This window comes from Saccharothrix sp. NRRL B-16314, from assembly GCF_000716595.1.
Taxonomy (GTDB): Bacteria; Actinomycetota; Actinomycetes; order Mycobacteriales; family Pseudonocardiaceae; genus Actinosynnema.
In genome coordinates this window covers 56,555-73,489 of record NZ_JNXC01000009.1, presented here as the reverse complement: position 1 = coordinate 73,489, position 16,935 = coordinate 56,555, and the positions used below count along the sequence as shown (strand labels likewise).

Genomic DNA, 16,935 nt, shown 5'->3' with positions numbered 1-16,935 from the left:
CCATGACCGCGCGACGGACCCTGGCGGAACGATACGAGCTCACCTCGCCGATCGGGCGCGGTGGAATGGGCGAGGTGTGGTCCGGCTACGACAAGCGGCTGGACCGGCCGGTCGCCGTCAAGCTGCTGCGCCCCGACGTGCTGCCGTTCGGCTCGGACCACACGACCCTCGCGAAGCGGTTCCTGCGCGAGGCCCGACTCACCGCCCGGGTGGAGCACCCGGGCGTGCCGGCGGTGTTCGACGCCGGGGCGGAGGTCAACGAGCTGTACCTGGTGATGCAGCTCGTTCCCGGGATCGACCTGGGCGATTTCCTCGTCCAGCACCAGCCGGTCCCCGTGGACTGGGCGGTGGCGGTGGCCGCGCAGGTCGCGTCCGTGCTGGCCGCCGCGCACACGGTGTCGTTGGTCCACCGCGACCTCAAGCCCGGCAACGTGATGATCAAGCCGGATGGCACGGTCACCGTGCTGGACTTCGGCGTCGCGACGCTGCTCGAAACGGACCTGACCCGCCTCACGACGACCGGCGAAGCCATCGGCAGCCCGGCTTACATGTCGCCCGAGCAGGTGCTCGGCGGCGTGCCCAGCCCGCGCAGCGACCTGTACTCCCTCGGCTGCATCCTGCACGAACTCCTGGCGGGCATCCGGCCGTTCACCGCCGAGGGGACCTACCCGGCCATGCGGCAGCACGTGGAAGACCCGCCGCCGCCCTTGCGGGCGCACCGCGACGACACGCCGGCCGAGATCGAGGAACTGGTCCTGCGACTGCTGGCCAAGGCCCCCGACGATCGTCCGGCCGATGCGCACGAGGTGTACGAGCGGCTGTTGCCGTTCCTGCCCAAGCCGCGATCGAGCAACCCGTCCGACGAACCGGCACGACCGTCCGACCCCACCCGTCCGTACCGCCGGCCGTTCGCCCCACGCCGCCGCAGCGCCTCCTCCAGGGCAGTGCCCGCCGCCCCTCGGGCCTTGGACTTCGCCGGGACTCGGGACGAGGCGGCCGAACTGGCCATGGCAGGTCGGTTCACCCAGGCAGCGGAGCTGCTGGAGCACCTTCTCGGGCAAGTCGGCGCCATTGACCACCCGCGCACCCAGCGGCGAGGCGCCCGACTGCAACTCGCGAACACCCTGCTGCTCGGGGGCGACTACGCCGGCGCACTCACGCAGTACGAACTCCTCGTCACCGAGATCGGGCCCGAGCGGGCTGCCGACGACTCGGATGTCCTGCACTGGCGACTGCAGATCGCGATCTGCCACGCCGCGCTCGGCCACGCACCGGAAGCGCTGGCGCAGTTGAATCCGGTATTGGAAATCCAACAGCGGCGGCTCGGCGCCACGCATGACGAGGTTGTCGAACTGCGCCAGGAGGTGGCGAAGTTGCAGGCATCGGCAGGCGACGTGCGGAGAGCGGCGGCACAGGTCCGCTCGCTGCTTGTGGACCTTGGTCCCGCACATCCGCGAGTGGCCGAGCTGCGCGCGATGGTGAGCCGGTTCACCGGTTGAGGGCGTCTGGATCTTCGAAGGTGGAGAAGAGGGCTGCCGCCTCGTCCGAGGCGTCGGCCAGCTTGTCGCGACTGGTCACCAGCACCCGGCAACCGGCGGTGCCGGGCAGGAGCGGCCTCGCCCGGGTGGGCGACGCCGCGTTGTCCAGCAGGATCAGGAATCTGCGTCCCGCCAAGAGGGAGCGGAACAACGCCGATCGGGCGTCCAGGTCGGCCGGTACGAGGTTGCCGGGCACGCCCAGCGCGCGTAGCTGGCCGTCCGAGAAGTCGCCGGCGAACTGGTGCGCCCAGCGCAGCGCCAGCGATGTCTTGCCGACACCGGCAGTGCCGACCACGACGCAGACGACCACCCGATCGGTCGCTTCCGCCGAGGTGAGCGTGAGCAGCCTGAGGTCTTCGGAGCGGTTGACGAAGCCGCGCACGTTCGCCGGCAGCTGTCGCGGCACCGGGGTGGCGTGCTGCCCGGAACGGTGTGGAAGTGCACGCCCCCGATCACATCACGGACCCGGACGACGTCTTCGGCCGATCCGCTCACCACGTTGTGCGATTCGCCGTGGCCGCGTTCCTCCGGTCCCGTCATGACCCGTCAGCCGGCCAGGGGTAATTGCCCGGCCACCTCGCGGTCGAAGAACGAGCCGAGTTCTTCGCCCTGGCCGTACAGGGAGGCCACTTGCATTCGACGTGATCCGGAAATACCGTAAGACGACTCCCTCGCAGGGCGACTTCCCCCGGCGATCACCGATGTTAGTGAGCACCACACCACACCAGTCCGCATGAATGCGGTTTCAGCGCGCGCTCCGGCAAAAATGGGACCGCCACGCAGGGTTGACGGACGGGTGGCCGACCGACATTCTTCACATCGCGCGCATCCGGCGGCACTGGCCCGCCATTCGGGCGACGCACTTCCGAGTGGCGCGAGTGACGGCCTGCGCCGCGTCGGGACTTCATCAGGCGAACGCGGGTTGTGCGTGAGACCCTGACCCACTTCTGGAAGTTCCGGGTCGCATTGTTGCGCCCGGTGGCGTCACGGAGGACGTCGATGCCCGAACCCTGGACGTACGACCCGGACTGGATCTTCGACCGGATGCTGGACATGTTCCACGAGCCCGTCCTGGCCTACTACTTCTCGCAAGCCGCCGTCATCAAAGGAGGCGGCGGCTACGAGAACTGGGCGCTCATGACCTACCTGCTCTACCTGCAAGGCCTCAACGGGGATTTCCACTACAAACGTGAGTACCCGATGGGCAGACGCAAGGTGGATCTCGCGATCAACGCCGGAGGCGTCATCGATCCGAGCAGGGATTCACCGCTCATCCTGACCGAGTGGAAAGTCAACAACAATTACCACAACCTGTTCCGCAACATCTCCCTCGACATCGAGAAGTTCGACGAACTGGCACCCTACTTCCAGAACTACCCGTGCCCGTTCGTCTTCGGGATCGGACCGTACGAAAGCGGCGATCCACTTTTCTACTTCGGCAGAGCCGAGATCCCCAACACCAACCTCGCGTTCTACTACTCCACCTGGGCGACGTGGAAGTACAAGAACATCTACGACGTGACCTGGTACAAGTACAAGTACGGCGACGCGGGGGCGGACCTGGTCGGTGGGAGGTGACCGGTGCGGGCAGCACCGGGTCATGACGACAGGATGAACTCCCCGACGCTTGCTTCCTCCAGCGGGTGCAGCCCGGTCGCGGTGGCGAACACCTCGGCGTCGCCTGCGCCGAGGGCGCACGGGGCGAGGTCCATCGCGGTGGCGACGAGGTACATGGTCTGCACCAGCGCGCCGACGTCCTTCAGCACCAGGGCGTAGGCCATGCTCTGGTACTTCCGCATGACCCGACCGAACCGCGCGGCGAGCACGAAGAGCACCTGGGGTGTCGACGCGTGCTGCGCGGACGCGACCGCGGCGGCGGTGAGGTGCTTGACGGCGAACGCGGGCGCGGGCACGGGCTCCAGCCGGTGGCCGAACGGGTCGTAGTGGTACATGCCCGGGTCGACGCCGGACACCCGGGTGATCACCGGGTAGACGCCGATCCCGTGCAGCGCGCCACCGGACGGACTCGTCCGCCGGGTCAGGTCCGGCCCCAGCGGCTCGCGCACGCGCGACGACCAGTGCAGAAATTCGCCGAGCTGCGCCAGGGTCAGGGGGTTCTCGTCGTCGCCCCGGCGCACCGATCGGCGTGCGTCGAGCGTGACGCCGATCGGCCGGGCCAGGCTCGTCACCGGCTCCGGCAACGACACCGCCGGTCCGGGCCACGCCTCGCGCCGCGCGGGCAGGACCGGGTGGTCGGTCGCCCAGCCGGTGGCGCCGAACGGCAGGTCGTGGTGGCCGGCGCGGCTGCGGGAGTGGAACCACAGCTCGTGCGGGCTCCACTGGTCGGCCACCACGCCCTGGTCGTCCTCCAGGAAGCCGTAGCCGGCCAGCAGCGCGACCAGGTCGTCGACGCCTTCCGCCGGCAGGTCCGCGACGAACGCTCCACCGACTGTGAGGTGGTGGACGAGGGCGACCACGGCACCGTCGTGCAGCACGACACGGGCCGGGCACAACGGGGCCTCCAGCACGAGCGCGTCGCCCTCGCGCCGCAGCACGGCGAACCGGGACAGGCGTGGCTCCGGGGGTGGAGTCGGGCGCGGTCGGCGGGACGGGCCCAGCGGTTCCACGGTGACCAGCGGGCGACCGCCGATCTCCAGGTGCTGCGTCAACCAGCCGCCGTCGCACAGGCGGTCCACGAGCGGGCGGTCGGCGTGAGGCGGCTGCACCGGACGGGCGGCCATCTCGCGCAGCAGGTCCAGTTCGCCAAATCGGAGCGTGCCCAGCCGCTCGGCACGCCTGCCCGCGTGCACCAGCGTGTGGCCGCCGTCCGCGTCGACGGTCAGCCAGACGTCCGGACGAACCCGGTAGCGGCGGTCGACGGTCACGGGAACGGGTGCGGGAACGGGTTGACGTCGGCGGTGAGGCGGGTCAGGCGGTGCAGGCCGGTGACGCGCCGGTTGCGGTGCCCGAAGGTCATCGGCAGCGCACCCGGCACGATCGCCTTCACCGCGGCCAGGCCGGCGGCGCGCTGCTCCGGTCCCGTCTGGTCGACGGCCACCACGTCCAGACCCGCGCGGGCGAACCGGTCGATCAGCCCCAGCACGTCGTCACGGAGGTCCGCCGCGGGTTCCACGCCACCGCCGAACCCGTCGGCGAACGTCGTCGAGTCCTCGGTGCCGAGCAGGAAGTCCCAGCGCGGCACCGTGTCCTGGTGGCCGTAGAGCACCGCGTGGTCGTCCATTCGCCGCACCAGGTCGCTGTCCACGACCATCGCGGCGGCTTCGTCCTGGTGGGCCTGGTACTCCTCGACGTGCCGCGACACGAACAGCGCGAGCTCGCCGAGCGCGGACCAGCACGCGCTCTCCGGGTCGAGGTGCGCCCCGGCCGAGCACATCACCGCCGGCCGGTCCCGCGCCGGCGTCGAGTCCACGGCGAGCACGGCCACGGAGGGCACGCCGTGATCGGCGGTGGTGTCGAAGACCAGCACCCGGTAGCCGTGCTCGCGCTCGATCCGCTCGGCCAGCAGCGGCAGCTCCGGCCGTCGCGCCGACCGGAGCTCGACCTTCGGCGCGCGCAGCCGGGCGTACCAGGTCAGGAGGAACGCGTCCCGCTCGGCCACTTCGAGCAGCCCGTGCAGCAGGGCCTCCTCGACGCAGCCGCCGAGCGCGCACCCGTTCGACGTCTCGTAGGCGATCTTGGGGTCGCCGCTGTGGTCGTGCCCGAAGTAGGCCATCGAACGGGGGACCAGCACCGGTTCCCCGCGCCCGAACGAGTAACCCCACACCCAGCCGATCTCCCGGTCCGGGTCGAACGGCGGGTACCCCGAGTGCGGGTCCGGCGTCCCGAGCGTTCGCGGGTCGAGCGCGTACGCCGCCACGTCGGTGAAACGGGCGCGCACCGGGAGCCGGGTCGGGCCCATCCCGGCCCGTCGTTCCACCGCCTCCAGCACGGCAGCCGCTTCGCCGGTGCGGTGGTCGAGCGCCCGCCCGACGCCGTACTCCGGCTTGACGTGGTCCGGCCAGCCGGTCGGACCGAAGACCACCGGGAGCCCGCACGCGGGAACGGAGAAGAGGTTGGGCACCACTCCGGCGAAGTCGTCCACATAGGACTGTCGCAGCGCGGCCGGGTCGACGGTGCCGACGCGGAGCACCTGCCGGTCGGGTTTGGTGCGCGGGTCGAGCCGCAGCACGTCCGCTTCGTCGGCGGTCGGCACGGCGCAGCGGGGGCAGTGCGGGTCCGGCAGGAACGCGTGAACGGCGGGGAGGACCCGTTCCAGGTCCACGGTGACCACCGCGTTCCCGGTCAACGGGCGGTCACCACCGGCCACCGCCGCGACCTCCCCGGCGACGATCGCGGCCACCGCGTGCACCGCGAAGTCGGTCAGCCCGGCCGATCCGGCGGTCCACTCCGACAGCGCCGCCAGGGTCGCCGCGTGGTCCGGATCGATCCCTTGCCGCCTGCGGTCCACGCACGTGCGGCAGCCCGGCACACCGGGGCGGACCAGGGGGCCGATCACCACCCTGCCGGGTTCCACGTGTACGCAGAGGGACGGACGTCCGCCGGTCTCCGCGTGGTCGAGGAGCGCGCTGTCCCAGTGGTCGGAGGCGGCGATCACCAGTCCCCCGCCGGGTGCGTCGCCGATCCGTTCGGCGATCGCCGCGCGGAGTCGCCCTTCGCCGAGCAGTTCGACCTCGTCAGGCACCGACGGTCACCCCCACCACGTGCCCGAGCACGCTCCGCACCACCGGGTCGTGGTCCAGCTCGACCACTTCGGGCGCCCGGCCCTGTGCCGCGAGCACTTCGGCGACGCGAGAGGTCGTCGACGGTGCGGGCGCCGGTCCGGGCGCACCGGTTGCCGGGTGGTCGAGCTGCGGCACCGGCGCGGGCGCGTAGTCGAGCTGCCCGTGCCGGCGCGACTGCTCGTCGAGCAGCACGGCTCGCAGCCCGGCGGACAGGGTGGCGCCCGCGGTCGGCGCGCTCACGTAGGCGATGGTGCGGTCCCCCACCCCGTACGCCAGGGTGGGCAGGCCGAGCGGACCGGTGACGTCGTGCACCTGCACCCGCAGCCCCAGGATGTCGGCCATCACGCGGTATGCCGCCGCCTCGTCGTCACCGACGAGCCCGGCCGGGTCCAGCGGGACGCACCGGTCGGGCTCGGCCGCGGTCAGGCCGGCGCACAGCTCGGACAACGCCGCGGACACCGCCTCCTCCCGGGTGGCGCCCGCGCCCATCGCCGGCGGGCCGCACCCCGGTTCCGGTTCGGGGGTCAGGTGCGACAGCAACCCGCGCACCGCCGCGCGGGTGCGGGCGAGGGCGGGCGTCGGCCCGGCCCCGATCGCCGGCCGGGACCGACCGGCCACCGTCGCGGCGGCGACGTTGAGCGGGAGTTGCGCGTAGTCGCGCTCGGACACCTCGCCGAGCACACCGGTCCGCGGGTCGACCAGGCGCGCGGCGGACACGTCGAACGGCTCGTCCGGCGCGGCCCCGGTCGGCAACCGGTGCGAGGAGCCGTGCAGCGTGGGCAAGTGCAGGCGGACCACGTCACCTGTGTCCCGGGGTCCGGCGGTGCCGGTCAGCAGCCGGAACGCCGCCGTCCCGATCATGTTGGCGGCGACTGCGGCAGCGGTGCCGGAGATCCCCGTGCCGGAGATCGCCGTGCCGGGGCCTTCCTCGGGCCACCGGGTGATCGCTTCGCGCGCCGGTTCCCAGTCACCGGCGCGAATCCACAGCTCGTCGCCACGCTGAACCGCGTACACGTCGGCAGGTCGCGCCTGCTCGTCCACGTGGTGCAGCACCGCCACGACCAAGTCCGCACCGTCACCGGGGGAATGGCCGGTCCGCACGGTGCCGATCCCCGAGGACCGCAGGGCCGCAGCCACGCCGTCCGCCATCGGGCCGACTCCGGTCACCGCCACCTTGGCGTCGCGATAGCGCGCCGCGGCGACCACGGCGTCATCGCGGACGGAGTCCAGGTGCAGGGCGAGCGGATCACCCACGGGCTCGGCACCGGAGCGGAGCAGCCCCGCCGTCTCGAACGCGTCCACGACCCGCGTCACCATGTCGCGTTTTTCGGTCGACAGGCCCGAGGTCAGCTCGTCGAGCGTGGCGGACCCGTCGAGGTAGGGCGTCAGGCGCCGCAGCCACTCGTAGATGGTCGGGCCGGTGAGGGTCGTGGTGCCGCGGTGGGTGAGGACGCGCGCGGCGCCGTCGGCCGGGAGCACGACGGCGCCACGCGTGAGCCTGATCGTCCTCCGCACGAACTACACGGGATCCGTGCAGCTGCACGGGCTACAGCAGTAGCAGTTCCCCGAACACGCGCTGCACGGCGGGATGCACGTCGTCCCCGCACCGAGCTGCCCGGTGGTACCGGTGAGCGACTCGATCGTCGCCGCCGATCCGGTCACGCTGAACACGTCGACGGCCAGGTCGTGCAAGTCCTGCGATAAACCGAGGTTCGGCATCCAGATCCCCTTTTCTCCCTTGACAAGCCCGTGAATCGTCGCGCTCCGGTCTGTCCGCTGCCGGATTGTGCCAGACGGCAGCGGGTCTGAACCGGTGAAGCTCTCACAGCACTGCGGTCGGTGCGGTGTGGTGGCAGGCCGCGGTGTGGCCGAGGGCTTGCTCCACCAGTGGTGGCTCGGTCGTGCGGCAGAGGTCGGTCGCCAGCGGGCAGCGCGGGTGGAAGGAACAGCCGGTGGGGACGGCCAGGGCGCTGGGCACCTCGCCCCGGACGGGCGGGCGGGGGCGGCTCTGCTGCACCACCGGGTCCGGGACCGGTGCGGCGGCGATGAGCGCCCGGGTGTACGGGTGGGCCGGGTCGGCGTAGACCTGTGCGGTCGGGCCGCTTTCCACCACCCGGCCCAGGTACATGACGGCCACGTCGTGGCTGACCACTCGGACCAGTGCCAGGTCGTGCGAGATGAACAGGTAGGCGACGCCCAGGCGGTCCTGCAAGTCCTGCAGCAGTCCGATGACGCCCGCTCGGGTGGACACGTCCAGCGCGGCGACGGCCTCGTCCAGCACGACCAGGTCCGGGTCGCACGCCAGGGCTCGTGCCAGTGCGATCCGCTGCCGCTGGCCGCCGGACAGCTCGTGCGGGTAGCGCCGGCCGAAGGCGGACGTCAGGCCCACCAGTTCCAGCAACTCGTCGGCCCGCGCGGTCAGCGTGCGACGATCCCGTTGTCCCACAAGGCGAAGCGGCTCGGTGACGATGTCGCGCACCAGCCACGTCGGGTCCAGCGACGAGTACGGGTCCTGGAACACCATCGGCATCCGGCGGCGGAGCGCGCGCAGGCGGGCGCCTCGGGCCGCGAGCACGTCGACGCCGTCGAGCCGCACGGAACCGGAGTCCGGGCGCACCAGCCCCGACAGCAGCCGCGCCGCCGTCGACTTGCCCGACCCCGATTCGCCGACCACGCCGAGCGTCCGCCCGCGCTCGATCGTGAACGACACGTCGCGGACGGCGTGCACCCACGCCCTGCGACCGAGGAGTCCGGACCGCTTGGCGGGGAACGACTTCGCCAGCCCTCGCACGTCCAACAAGGTCATGACGGCACCTCCGTCAGGTCGGCGAGCCGGATGCACCGCGCCTGGTGCGCTTGGTCGACGACCTCCAGCGCGACAGGGCCGGCCACGCACGACGGCGCGGTGTGCGCGCAGCGGGGCGCGAACCGGCAGCCCGGCGGCAAGGCGTCGAAACCCGGCACGGTGCCGGGGATCGTCGCCAGGCGACCGACCTCCGCGCCGGGCACGCAGCGCAGCAACGCGTCGGTGTACGGGTGGCGCGGCGTGGCGAACAGCTCGCGCACCGGCGCGGTTTCGACCACCTGGCCCGCGTACATCACGGCCACCCGGTCGCAGATGTCCGCGATCACCCCGAAGTCGTGGGAGATGAACAGCAGCGCCAGCCCCGACTCGTCGCGCAGCTCGGCCAGCAGCGTGAGGATCTGCTCCTGGACGGTGACGTCCAAGGCGGTGGTGGGCTCGTCCGCGAGCAGCACCACCGGTTCGCACGACAACGCCATCGCGATCACCACGCGCTGCCGCATGCCGCCGGAGAAGTGGTGGGGGTAGTCCCGGGCGCGCCGTCCCGCCGACGGGATGCCGACCCGGTCCAGCAGCGCCACCGCCCGCGCCCACGCGTCCTTGCGCGAGAGCCGCAGGTGCCGGCGCACGGTCTCGGCCACCTGTTCCCCGACGGTGCAAGCCGGGTCGAGGGCCGTCATCGGCTCCTGGAAGACCATCCCGATCCGGCCGCCGCGCACCTCGCGCATGCGCCGCTCGTCCAGCCCGGTCAGGTCGACGCCGTCAAGCAGCACCTGCCCGCCCGAGATCCGCGCCGACGACCCGAGCAGCCGCATCACCGCGAGCGCCGTGAGCGTCTTGCCCGAGCCGGACTCGCCCACCAGCCCGAGCGTTTCGCCCGCGTCGACCGACAGGCTCACCCGGTCGACGACGACGAGCGGACCGTTACCGGCGGCGACCTCGACCACCAGGTCGCGCACCTCCAAAACGCTCACCCGAGCCTCCGGTTCTCGCGACCGACCGAGTCGCGCAGGGCGTCGCCCACGGTGTTGAACGCCAGCACCGAGAGCAGGATCGCGAAACCCGGCAGCAGCACCAGCCACGGCGCCTCGGCCGCGAACTGGGTGGAGCGCTGCAACATCGAGCCCCACGACGCGTCCGGCGCCTGCACGCCGAGCCCGAGGAACGACAGACTGGCCTCGATCAGGATCGCGAAGCCCATCGTCATCGACACCTGCACGATCAAGGGCGACAGCATGTTGGGCAGCACGTGCGTGCGCATGATCCGCGTGGTCGGGCAGCCGATGGACCGCGCCGCCTCGATGAAGGTCTCCTCGCGGATCGCCAGCGCCACACCACGGGACACGCGGTAGAACTGCGGCGCCATCGTCACGCCTACCGCGATCATCGCGTTGGTGACGCCGCGGCCGAGCACGGCGAGGATCGCCAGCGCGAACAGCAGCGGCGGGATCGCCATCAGCGCGTCCGCCACCCGGCTGAGCACGGCGTCGACCCACCCGCGCAGGTAGCCGGCGAGCAGCCCGAACGGCAGCCCGATCGCCAGGCTGACGGCCGTGGCCAGCGCGCCCGCGTAGATGGTGACCCTGGTGGCGACGATCAACCTCGACGCGACGTCGCGGCCGAGGTCGTCGGTGCCGAGCCAGTGCTCCGCGCCGGGCGGGGCGAGCCGGTCGAGCAGCTTCTGGGCGTTGGGGTCCTGCGGGGTGAGCCAGGGGCCGAAGACCGCGATCAGCACCAGCACCGCCAGCACCACCGCCATCCCGACCGCGAGGCGCTTGCGCACGAACCGGCGGCGGAACGCCCGCAACGCGGACTCCGGCCGGTCTTCTTCCGCATCCACGGTCATGCCGCCGTCTTCGGGTTGAGCCGGCGATAGGACAGGTCGACGAGCAGGTTCACCACGACCACCACCAGGGTGGTCACGAGGACGGTGCCCTGCACCACGGGGATGTCGCGCTCGAACACCGCGCTCACCATCAGCGATCCGATCCCCGGCAGCCCGAACACCGCCTCCACCAGTACCGACAGCCCGAACAGCCGGCTGACCTGCAACCCGATCACGGTCACCACGGGGATCAGGGCCGTCCGCAGGGCGTGCTTGCCGACCACGCTGATCGGGGAAAGCCCCTTGGCGTTCAGCGTTCGCACGAAGTCCAGCTGCAGGGTGTCGGCCACGCTCGCCCGCGTCTGCCGCGCGATCTCCGCCGCGCCACCGGCCGCGAGCGTCAGGACCGGCAGGACCAGGTGCGCGGCCCACAGCCCCGGGTCTTCACCGAGGTCGACGTAGCCGCTGGTCGGGAACAGCTCCAGCTCCGCGCCGAGGAACGTGACCAGCACCAGGCCGAGCCAGAAGTTCGGCATCGCGATGCCCACCGAGGAGGTGAGCAGCGCGATCCGGTCGAACAGGCCGCCCTGCCGCACCGCCGCGACCACGCCGATCAGCAACCCGACCACGACGGAGACGACGAGCGACAGCACGACCAGCGAGACGGTGACCCCGATCCGGTCCGAGATCGCCTGCGTGACCTCGTAGCTGGTGAGCATCGACGTGCCCAGGTCACCGCGCAGCGCCCCGCCGAGCCAGTCGCCGTAGCGGACGAGCACCGGGTCGTCCAGGCCGAGGCTCGCGCGCAGAGCCGCTACCTGCTGGGGAGTCGCCTGGTCGCCCAAGAGCGTGCTGGTCGGGTCGCCGGGGATGAGCAGTGCCAAGGAGAACACCGCGACCGAGACGACCCACGCCAGCAGCACCAGTGCGGCCAGGCGACCCATCACCACCCGGATCAGGGAGCACTCCCGGCGATCTTGACGGCGCGCAGGTCGATCGCCCCGGCGACGGTGGACGTGAGACCGCGGACCTTGGTCGAGGCCATCAGCAGCAGCGGCGCGCTGCAGATCGGCAGGTGGCTGGTCACCGCCACCGCGCGAGCCGCGATCTTCTGGTAGACCTTCTCCCGCGCCTCGCCGTTCGGCGTGGCCTGGCCCTCGGCAGCCAGCCGGGTGATCTCCTCGTCCGGTGCGCCGCCCGGGTTGAGCGGGCCGCCGGGGAGGTAGAGCGACGCGACGGTCTGCGCCGGGTCGACGGCGCCGGGCCACAACGACACGTAGGAGTCCACGCTCTTCTGCGCGACGAACCCGGCCATCACCTGCGCCGGCTCGGCGATCTTCAGCTCGACGGTCACGCCGATCTCGCGCAGCTGCGCGGCGACGGCCTCGGTCACCGTCGAGTACGGCGCCACGTTGACCGACGTCATCGACATCGTGAAGCCGTCGGGGAAACCGGCGTCGGCGAGCTTCTGCTTGGCGGCGGCCACGTCGAACTTCGCCGCGTCCGGCCCGAGGTCCGGCGCTGCGGCCCAGTAGTCCTTCGGGAAGATCTGCGCCGACGGCGTGCACTGCCCGCCGAGGAGCGCCTGCGAGATCCCGTTCCGGTCCAGGGCCATCGACAGCGCGGCCCGCACCTCGGGCTTCGCCAGCGCCGGGTTCTTGCTCATGTTCAGGTAGATCTGGAACGCGCCGGCACCCTGCTGCGAGAGCACCTGCAACTTGGTGTCGGACGCGGCCTTGAACTGGTCGAGGTTGATCATCGTCGCGTCGAACTCACCCGCGCCGGTGGACCGCAGGCGCGTCTCCGGGTTGAGCTGGATGTGCAGCTCGATGCGCTTGACCGCTTCGGCCGTGGTCGAGGCGTTCCAGTACTCGTCGAAGCGCTCGTAGACGACCAGCACGCCGGGCTGACCGCCCTCGACCACCCGGTACGGCCCGGTGCCGACGGGCGCGAGGGCCAGGTCGGGCTTGGCGAAGGCCTGCGGGGAGACCATCATGCCCGCGCGGTCGGCGAGCTGGGCGGGCAGCGACGCGGCCGGCGCGGACAGCTTCAGCGCGACGGTGCGCGGGTCGACCACGTCGACCGCGGTGACGACGGCGAGCTCGGGCTTCAACGTGGAGCGCTCGGCGGTCTTGGCCCGCTCGATGTTCGCCTTGACCGCGGTCGCGTCGAACGGCGTGCCGTCGTGGAAGACCACGCCCTCGCGCAACGTCAGCGTCAGCGTGAGGCCGTCGTCGGAGAGCGCCGTCTTCTCCGCGAGCATCGGGACGACCTTGCCCTTGGCGTCGATGTCCAGGAGGCGGTCGTAGGCGGGCAGCAGGAACGTGGTGACGAACGGGTTCGCCGCGGTCACCGGGTCGTAGTTCTTGCTCGCGTCGGTGGCGAAGCTGAAGCGCAGCGTGGCGTTCGGGTCCGCGGGCGCGTTCGCCGCTTCGGACGACGCCGGCCCCTTGCCCCCACCGCCGCAGCCGGCGAGGACCACGCCCAGCACCGCGACCGCGGCGAGGGCGCTCCTCCTCCGACTGGGTTTTCCGATCGACTGGAACATTCCGGTCCTCCCCCCATCCGGCGCCGCGACCGCCGATCGCACCACTGCGACAGGCCGGCGCACGCCGGCAGGCGACAATCGCCTTGATCGAAATAGTTCGAGAAATTCCCCGCGGAAATCGGGACACGCCCGTGCACACGAGCTTCGCACGGACATCGCGGGCGATGATGCCGGACCCCGATGGGACGGTCAAGCCGTTTCCCAGCACCGCGTATAGGGTTCTCCTATACGGCACACACAGGTGCGGTGGTCTGGTAGTTGATGGGCAGATAAACACTGCGCTTCGTCCGCCGGTATTCACCGACAAGGAGTTCTTGTGCCCGTTCCCTACACCACCGGCGTGCACCGGCTCGCCCCCGAGACCTACGCCTACCTGCAGGGCAGCTGCGCCATCGGGTACAACAACGCGGGCCTGGTGTGCAGTGGCGACGAGGCGTTGCTGGTGGACACGATGTACACCCTCGACCAGACCCGGCGGATGTTGTCGGCGATCGCCGGGGCATTGCCGACGGCCGATATCCGGTTCCTGGTCAACACCCACCACGACGGTGACCACTGGTGGGGGAACGAGCTCGTGACGGGGGCCGAGATCGTCTCCTCGACCGAGGCGGCGCGGGCCATGCGCCACGCCGGCCCGGACACCACGGCCCAGTTCCTGGCCGACCCGCAGTTGCGCGTCCTGCTGGAGCACTTCGATTTCTCCGGCATCACCCCGACTTACCCGTCGACCACTTTCGACGGCGAGTCGGAGCTGGCGGTCGGCACGCGGACCGTGCGATTGATCGAGGTCGGTCCCGCGCACACGACGGGCGACGTGATCGTGCACGTCCCCGACGAACGGGTCGTGTTCGCCGGTGACGTGCTCGTGTTCGGCGGGCACGGCGTGATCCACAGTGGACCCGTCGACAACTGCATCCGCGCCTGCGACGTGATCCTCGACCTCGACGTCGAGACGGTCGTCCCCGGTCACGGGCCGGTCGGCGGCAGGTCCGAGGTGGTCGGGGTCCGCGACTACTTCGAAAGCCTCAAGGCCCACGCCACATCGACCCGCGAGCGGGGCATGTCGGCCCTTGAGGCGGCGCGGGAGTTCGACTTCGGCCCGTTCGCCGACCTCGACCACCCCGAGCGCGTGATCCTCAACATCGGCGCCGTCTACCGGGAGCTCAACGGCGACGGCACGCCCGCCGGGCTCGACGTGCTGCGCCAGATGATGGAACTGGAGGAGTCCTGGAAGTCCGGGTCCGCCCCGGGTCCTCTCCGTCCCTGATCCCCGCAGGATCGAGCACAAAGGCCCGCTGAGCGGCCCCAGCCGCCCAGTGGGCCTCCTGCCGTTGCCGGCCGCACCACCGGATTCAGGCGCGCTTGCCGGAACCCGTCGGGTACTCGTAGAAGCCGCGCCCGCTCTTGCGACCGAGGAAACCGCCCTCGATCATCCGGAGCAGCAGCGGCGCCGGTGCGTGCAGCGGTTCCTTGGTCTCCTCGTACATCGCTTCCCCGACGGCGACGACGGTGTCGAGGCCGATGAGGTCGCAGAGCGCGAGCGGTCCCATGGGGTGGCCGCAGCCGCCGGTCATGCCGCGGTCGATGTCCTCCGCGGTCGCGACGCCCGCGTCCAGCATCCGCACCGCCGACATCAGGTACGGCACGAACAGGGTGTTGACCATGAACCCGGTCTGGTCCTTGGCCCGCACCACCTTCTTGCCGAGGGTGTCCCCGATGAACGAGACGGTCCTGGCGAGCGTCGCCTCCGAGGTGCGCAGGGAGCCGATCACCTCCGCCAGCGGCATCACCTGGACCGGGTTGAACAGGTGCACGCCGACGACCCGGCCCGGGTTGTAGGTGGCCGCGGCGATCTTCATGATCGGGATGGAGGAGGTGGTCGACGCGAGCACGGCCGCCGGGTCCTCGATCGCCGCGTCGAGCGTGGCGAACACGGTGGTCTTGTCCGCCAGGCTCTCCCCGATCGCTTCCAGCACGAAGTCGCGATCGTGAAGATCCTTCAGCTCCGTCGAGAAAGCCACCCGGCCGAGGACGGCGTCGCGCTCGGCGCCGTCGATCTTCTCCTTCTGCACCAGGCGGTCGAGCGAGCGCTCCAGCCGCTCCCGACCACGGGCCACCGAAGCCTCGCTGGACGCGAAGACGAGGACGTCCAGGCCCTGGCGCGCGCAGATCTCGGTGAAACCGGCGCCCATCTGCCCGCAGCCCACCACACCGACCCGCTGGACGTCGTTCACGACGACCACCGGATCAGACCGGAGCCGACCGACATGCCGCCACCGAAACCGGCCAGCAGCACCAGGTCACCGTCCTTGATCCGTCCGGACTGGACGGCGTCGTCCAGCGCGACCGGAACCGAGGCGCTGCCGACGTTGCCGTACTTCTCCACCACGAGGTGGGTGTGCGCGCTGCCCAGGTTGCAGCGCTCGACCAGTTCGCGCAGCAGCACGCCGTTGGCCTGGTGCGGCACGAAGCAGTCCACGTCCTCGGTCGTCAGGCCGACGCGCGAGAGCTGCTTCTCCAGGATGGGCGGGAGGTTGTCCATGACGAAGTCGCGGACACCGCGGCCCTGCATGGTGAAGAGGTGCCCGCCGTTCGCGACCGTCTCGACGGTCGCCGGGTTCCGGCTGCCGCCCGCCTCCACCTTGATGAGGTCCTGCGCGTCACCGTAGCTGCTGAGGTCGATGTCGATGAACCCCTGCCCGTCGGGGACCTCGCCGATGACCGCGGCACCCGCACCGTCGCCCAGCAGCACGGACGTGCGGCGGTCGTCGAAGTTCAGGATGCGCGAGTACAGGTCGGCGCCGATCACCAGCGCGTGCGAACCGGGCCTGGCACCGACGAGGGCGCGGGCCAGCTCCAGGCCGTAGACGAAACCGGCGCAGACGACGTTGATGTCGAGGCACGCCGCGCCCGTCGCACCGATGAGGTGCTGCACGAGGGTCGCGGTCGGCGGCTGCGGGAAGTCGCCGGTCGACGTCGAGACGATCAGGTGGTCGATCCGCTCGACCGGGAGCCCCGCGTGCTCCAGCGCCCGCCGCGCCGCGTGCGCCGCGAGGTCGGACGTCGCCTCGTCCGCGGCGGCCCAGCGCCGCGTCTCGATCCCGGTCTTGCGCAGGATCCACTCAGGTGCCGCGTCGGGCACCAACGCGACGATGTCGTCGTTCGTCACAACCCGCTCTGGCACGTAAGATCCAGTGCCTAAGATGCCAATAGCCACGGCGCTTCTCTTCCCCCAGAGTCCGGTAAGTCGTGAGAGTCCGGTAAGTCGTGCCTCGTAGCGGATTCCGCCGGTTTCGCGCGAATCCGCGCCCGCAGGCCCGGGTCGGTGGATGACACCCAACCCCAGAGCCCGGACCATACTACAGCCGTCGTTCGGCGGAGGATTCGCCGGATCCGGCCGGCCACACGGACTCCATTGTCCTCAAAGGAACGGTTCGGGAGGGCCGATGTGACATCCCCGCATCGGAAAGCCGAAGGCA

Annotated in this window: 14 protein-coding genes; 3 read left to right on the top strand and 11 right to left on the bottom strand. The window is 71.1% G+C overall.

What is annotated here, in order from left to right; translation table 11 throughout:
* Positions 1–2: 2 nt before the first annotated feature.
* Entirely contained in the window at positions 3–1,499 is a 1,497-nt protein-coding gene (locus OQ02_RS16680) for a serine/threonine-protein kinase (RefSeq protein WP_033439366.1), read from the top strand.
* Here the strand turns inward: OQ02_RS16680 and OQ02_RS16675 are convergent.
* Positions 1,489–1,944, bottom strand: a complete 456-nt coding sequence (locus tag OQ02_RS16675; protein WP_033439365.1) for a hypothetical protein — start codon at positions 1,942–1,944, stop codon at positions 1,489–1,491. The two genes, OQ02_RS16680 and OQ02_RS16675, sit on opposite strands and share 11 nt — an antisense overlap.
* Positions 1,945–2,462: 518 nt before the next feature.
* Here OQ02_RS16675 and OQ02_RS16670 point away from each other — a divergent pair.
* Positions 2,463–3,116, top strand: coding sequence for a hypothetical protein (locus OQ02_RS16670; protein ID WP_033439364.1), 654 nt, complete (start codon positions 2,463–2,465; stop codon positions 3,114–3,116).
* A gap of 20 nt (positions 3,117–3,136) precedes the next feature.
* Here the strand turns inward: OQ02_RS16670 and OQ02_RS16665 are convergent, their stop codons facing one another.
* The 8 genes from OQ02_RS16665 to OQ02_RS41000 all read right to left on the bottom strand — a co-directional run bounded on the left by OQ02_RS16665 (position 3,137) and on the right by OQ02_RS41000 (position 13,456).
* On the bottom strand, positions 3,137–4,423 hold the full coding sequence (locus OQ02_RS16665; RefSeq protein WP_051772416.1) for a SagB family peptide dehydrogenase: 1,287 nt from the start codon (positions 4,421–4,423) through the stop codon (positions 3,137–3,139).
* Positions 4,420–6,240, bottom strand: a complete 1,821-nt coding sequence (locus OQ02_RS16660; protein WP_051772415.1) for a TOMM precursor leader peptide-binding protein — start codon at positions 6,238–6,240, stop codon at positions 4,420–4,422. The genes OQ02_RS16665 and OQ02_RS16660 overlap by 4 nt, the downstream gene beginning before the upstream one ends.
* A complete protein-coding gene (locus tag OQ02_RS16655) occupies positions 6,233–7,795 on the bottom strand; it encodes a hypothetical protein (protein WP_156077090.1) in 1,563 nt (520 codons plus the stop codon). Before OQ02_RS16655 ends, OQ02_RS16660 begins: the two co-directional genes overlap by 8 nt.
* A 307-nt stretch (positions 7,796–8,102) precedes the next feature.
* The gene (locus tag OQ02_RS16645; protein ID WP_033439361.1) at positions 8,103–9,086 is read right to left on the bottom strand and encodes an ABC transporter ATP-binding protein; all 984 of its coding nucleotides are present in this window, start codon (positions 9,084–9,086) and stop codon (positions 8,103–8,105) included.
* Positions 9,083–10,057 carry an ABC transporter ATP-binding protein gene (locus tag OQ02_RS16640; RefSeq protein WP_033439360.1) on the bottom strand — a complete coding sequence of 325 codons (975 nt, stop codon included), beginning with the start codon at positions 10,055–10,057 and terminating at the stop codon, positions 9,083–9,085. The genes OQ02_RS16645 and OQ02_RS16640 overlap by 4 nt, the downstream gene beginning before the upstream one ends.
* Positions 10,054–10,929, bottom strand: a complete 876-nt coding sequence (locus OQ02_RS16635; protein WP_033439359.1) for an ABC transporter permease — start codon at positions 10,927–10,929, stop codon at positions 10,054–10,056. Before OQ02_RS16635 ends, OQ02_RS16640 begins: the two co-directional genes overlap by 4 nt.
* Positions 10,926–11,852, bottom strand: a complete 927-nt coding sequence (locus OQ02_RS16630; RefSeq protein WP_231500078.1) for an ABC transporter permease — start codon at positions 11,850–11,852, stop codon at positions 10,926–10,928. The genes OQ02_RS16635 and OQ02_RS16630 overlap by 4 nt, the downstream gene beginning before the upstream one ends.
* 11 nt (positions 11,853–11,863) lie before the next feature.
* Positions 11,864–13,456, bottom strand: a complete 1,593-nt coding sequence (locus tag OQ02_RS41000; protein ID WP_197043371.1) for an ABC transporter substrate-binding protein — start codon at positions 13,454–13,456, stop codon at positions 11,864–11,866.
* A gap of 316 nt (positions 13,457–13,772) precedes the next feature.
* Between OQ02_RS41000 and OQ02_RS16620 the strand changes: the two genes are divergently transcribed.
* Positions 13,773–14,723, top strand: coding sequence for an MBL fold metallo-hydrolase (locus OQ02_RS16620; RefSeq protein WP_051772412.1), 951 nt, complete (start codon positions 13,773–13,775; stop codon positions 14,721–14,723).
* Positions 14,724–14,808: 85 nt separating this feature from the next.
* Here OQ02_RS16620 and OQ02_RS16615 read toward each other — a convergent pair whose 3' ends face one another.
* The gene (locus OQ02_RS16615) at positions 14,809–15,690 is read right to left on the bottom strand and encodes a 3-hydroxybutyryl-CoA dehydrogenase (protein WP_197043370.1); all 882 of its coding nucleotides are present in this window, start codon (positions 15,688–15,690) and stop codon (positions 14,809–14,811) included.
* A complete protein-coding gene (locus OQ02_RS16610; RefSeq protein WP_033439356.1) occupies positions 15,687–16,673 on the bottom strand; it encodes a 3-oxoacyl-ACP synthase III family protein in 987 nt (328 codons plus the stop codon). The genes OQ02_RS16615 and OQ02_RS16610 overlap by 4 nt, the downstream gene beginning before the upstream one ends.
* Positions 16,674–16,935 lie beyond the last annotated feature (262 nt).

Excerpts from the sequence above, each read along its gene's own strand:
- OQ02_RS16680 (WP_033439366.1), top strand. The coding sequence starts at position 3 with ATGACCGCGCGACGGACCCTGGCGGAACGATACGAGCTCACCTCGCCG.
- OQ02_RS16645 (WP_033439361.1), bottom strand. The coding sequence starts at position 9,086 with ATGACCTTGTTGGACGTGCGAGGGCTGGCGAAGTCGTTCCCCGCCAAG.
- OQ02_RS16635 (WP_033439359.1), bottom strand. The coding sequence starts at position 10,929 with ATGACCGTGGATGCGGAAGAAGACCGGCCGGAGTCCGCGTTGCGGGCG.
- OQ02_RS16630 (WP_231500078.1), bottom strand. The coding sequence starts at position 11,852 with ATGGGTCGCCTGGCCGCACTGGTGCTGCTGGCGTGGGTCGTCTCGGTC.
- OQ02_RS41000 (WP_197043371.1), bottom strand. The coding sequence starts at position 13,456 with ATGTTCCAGTCGATCGGAAAACCCAGTCGGAGGAGGAGCGCCCTCGCC.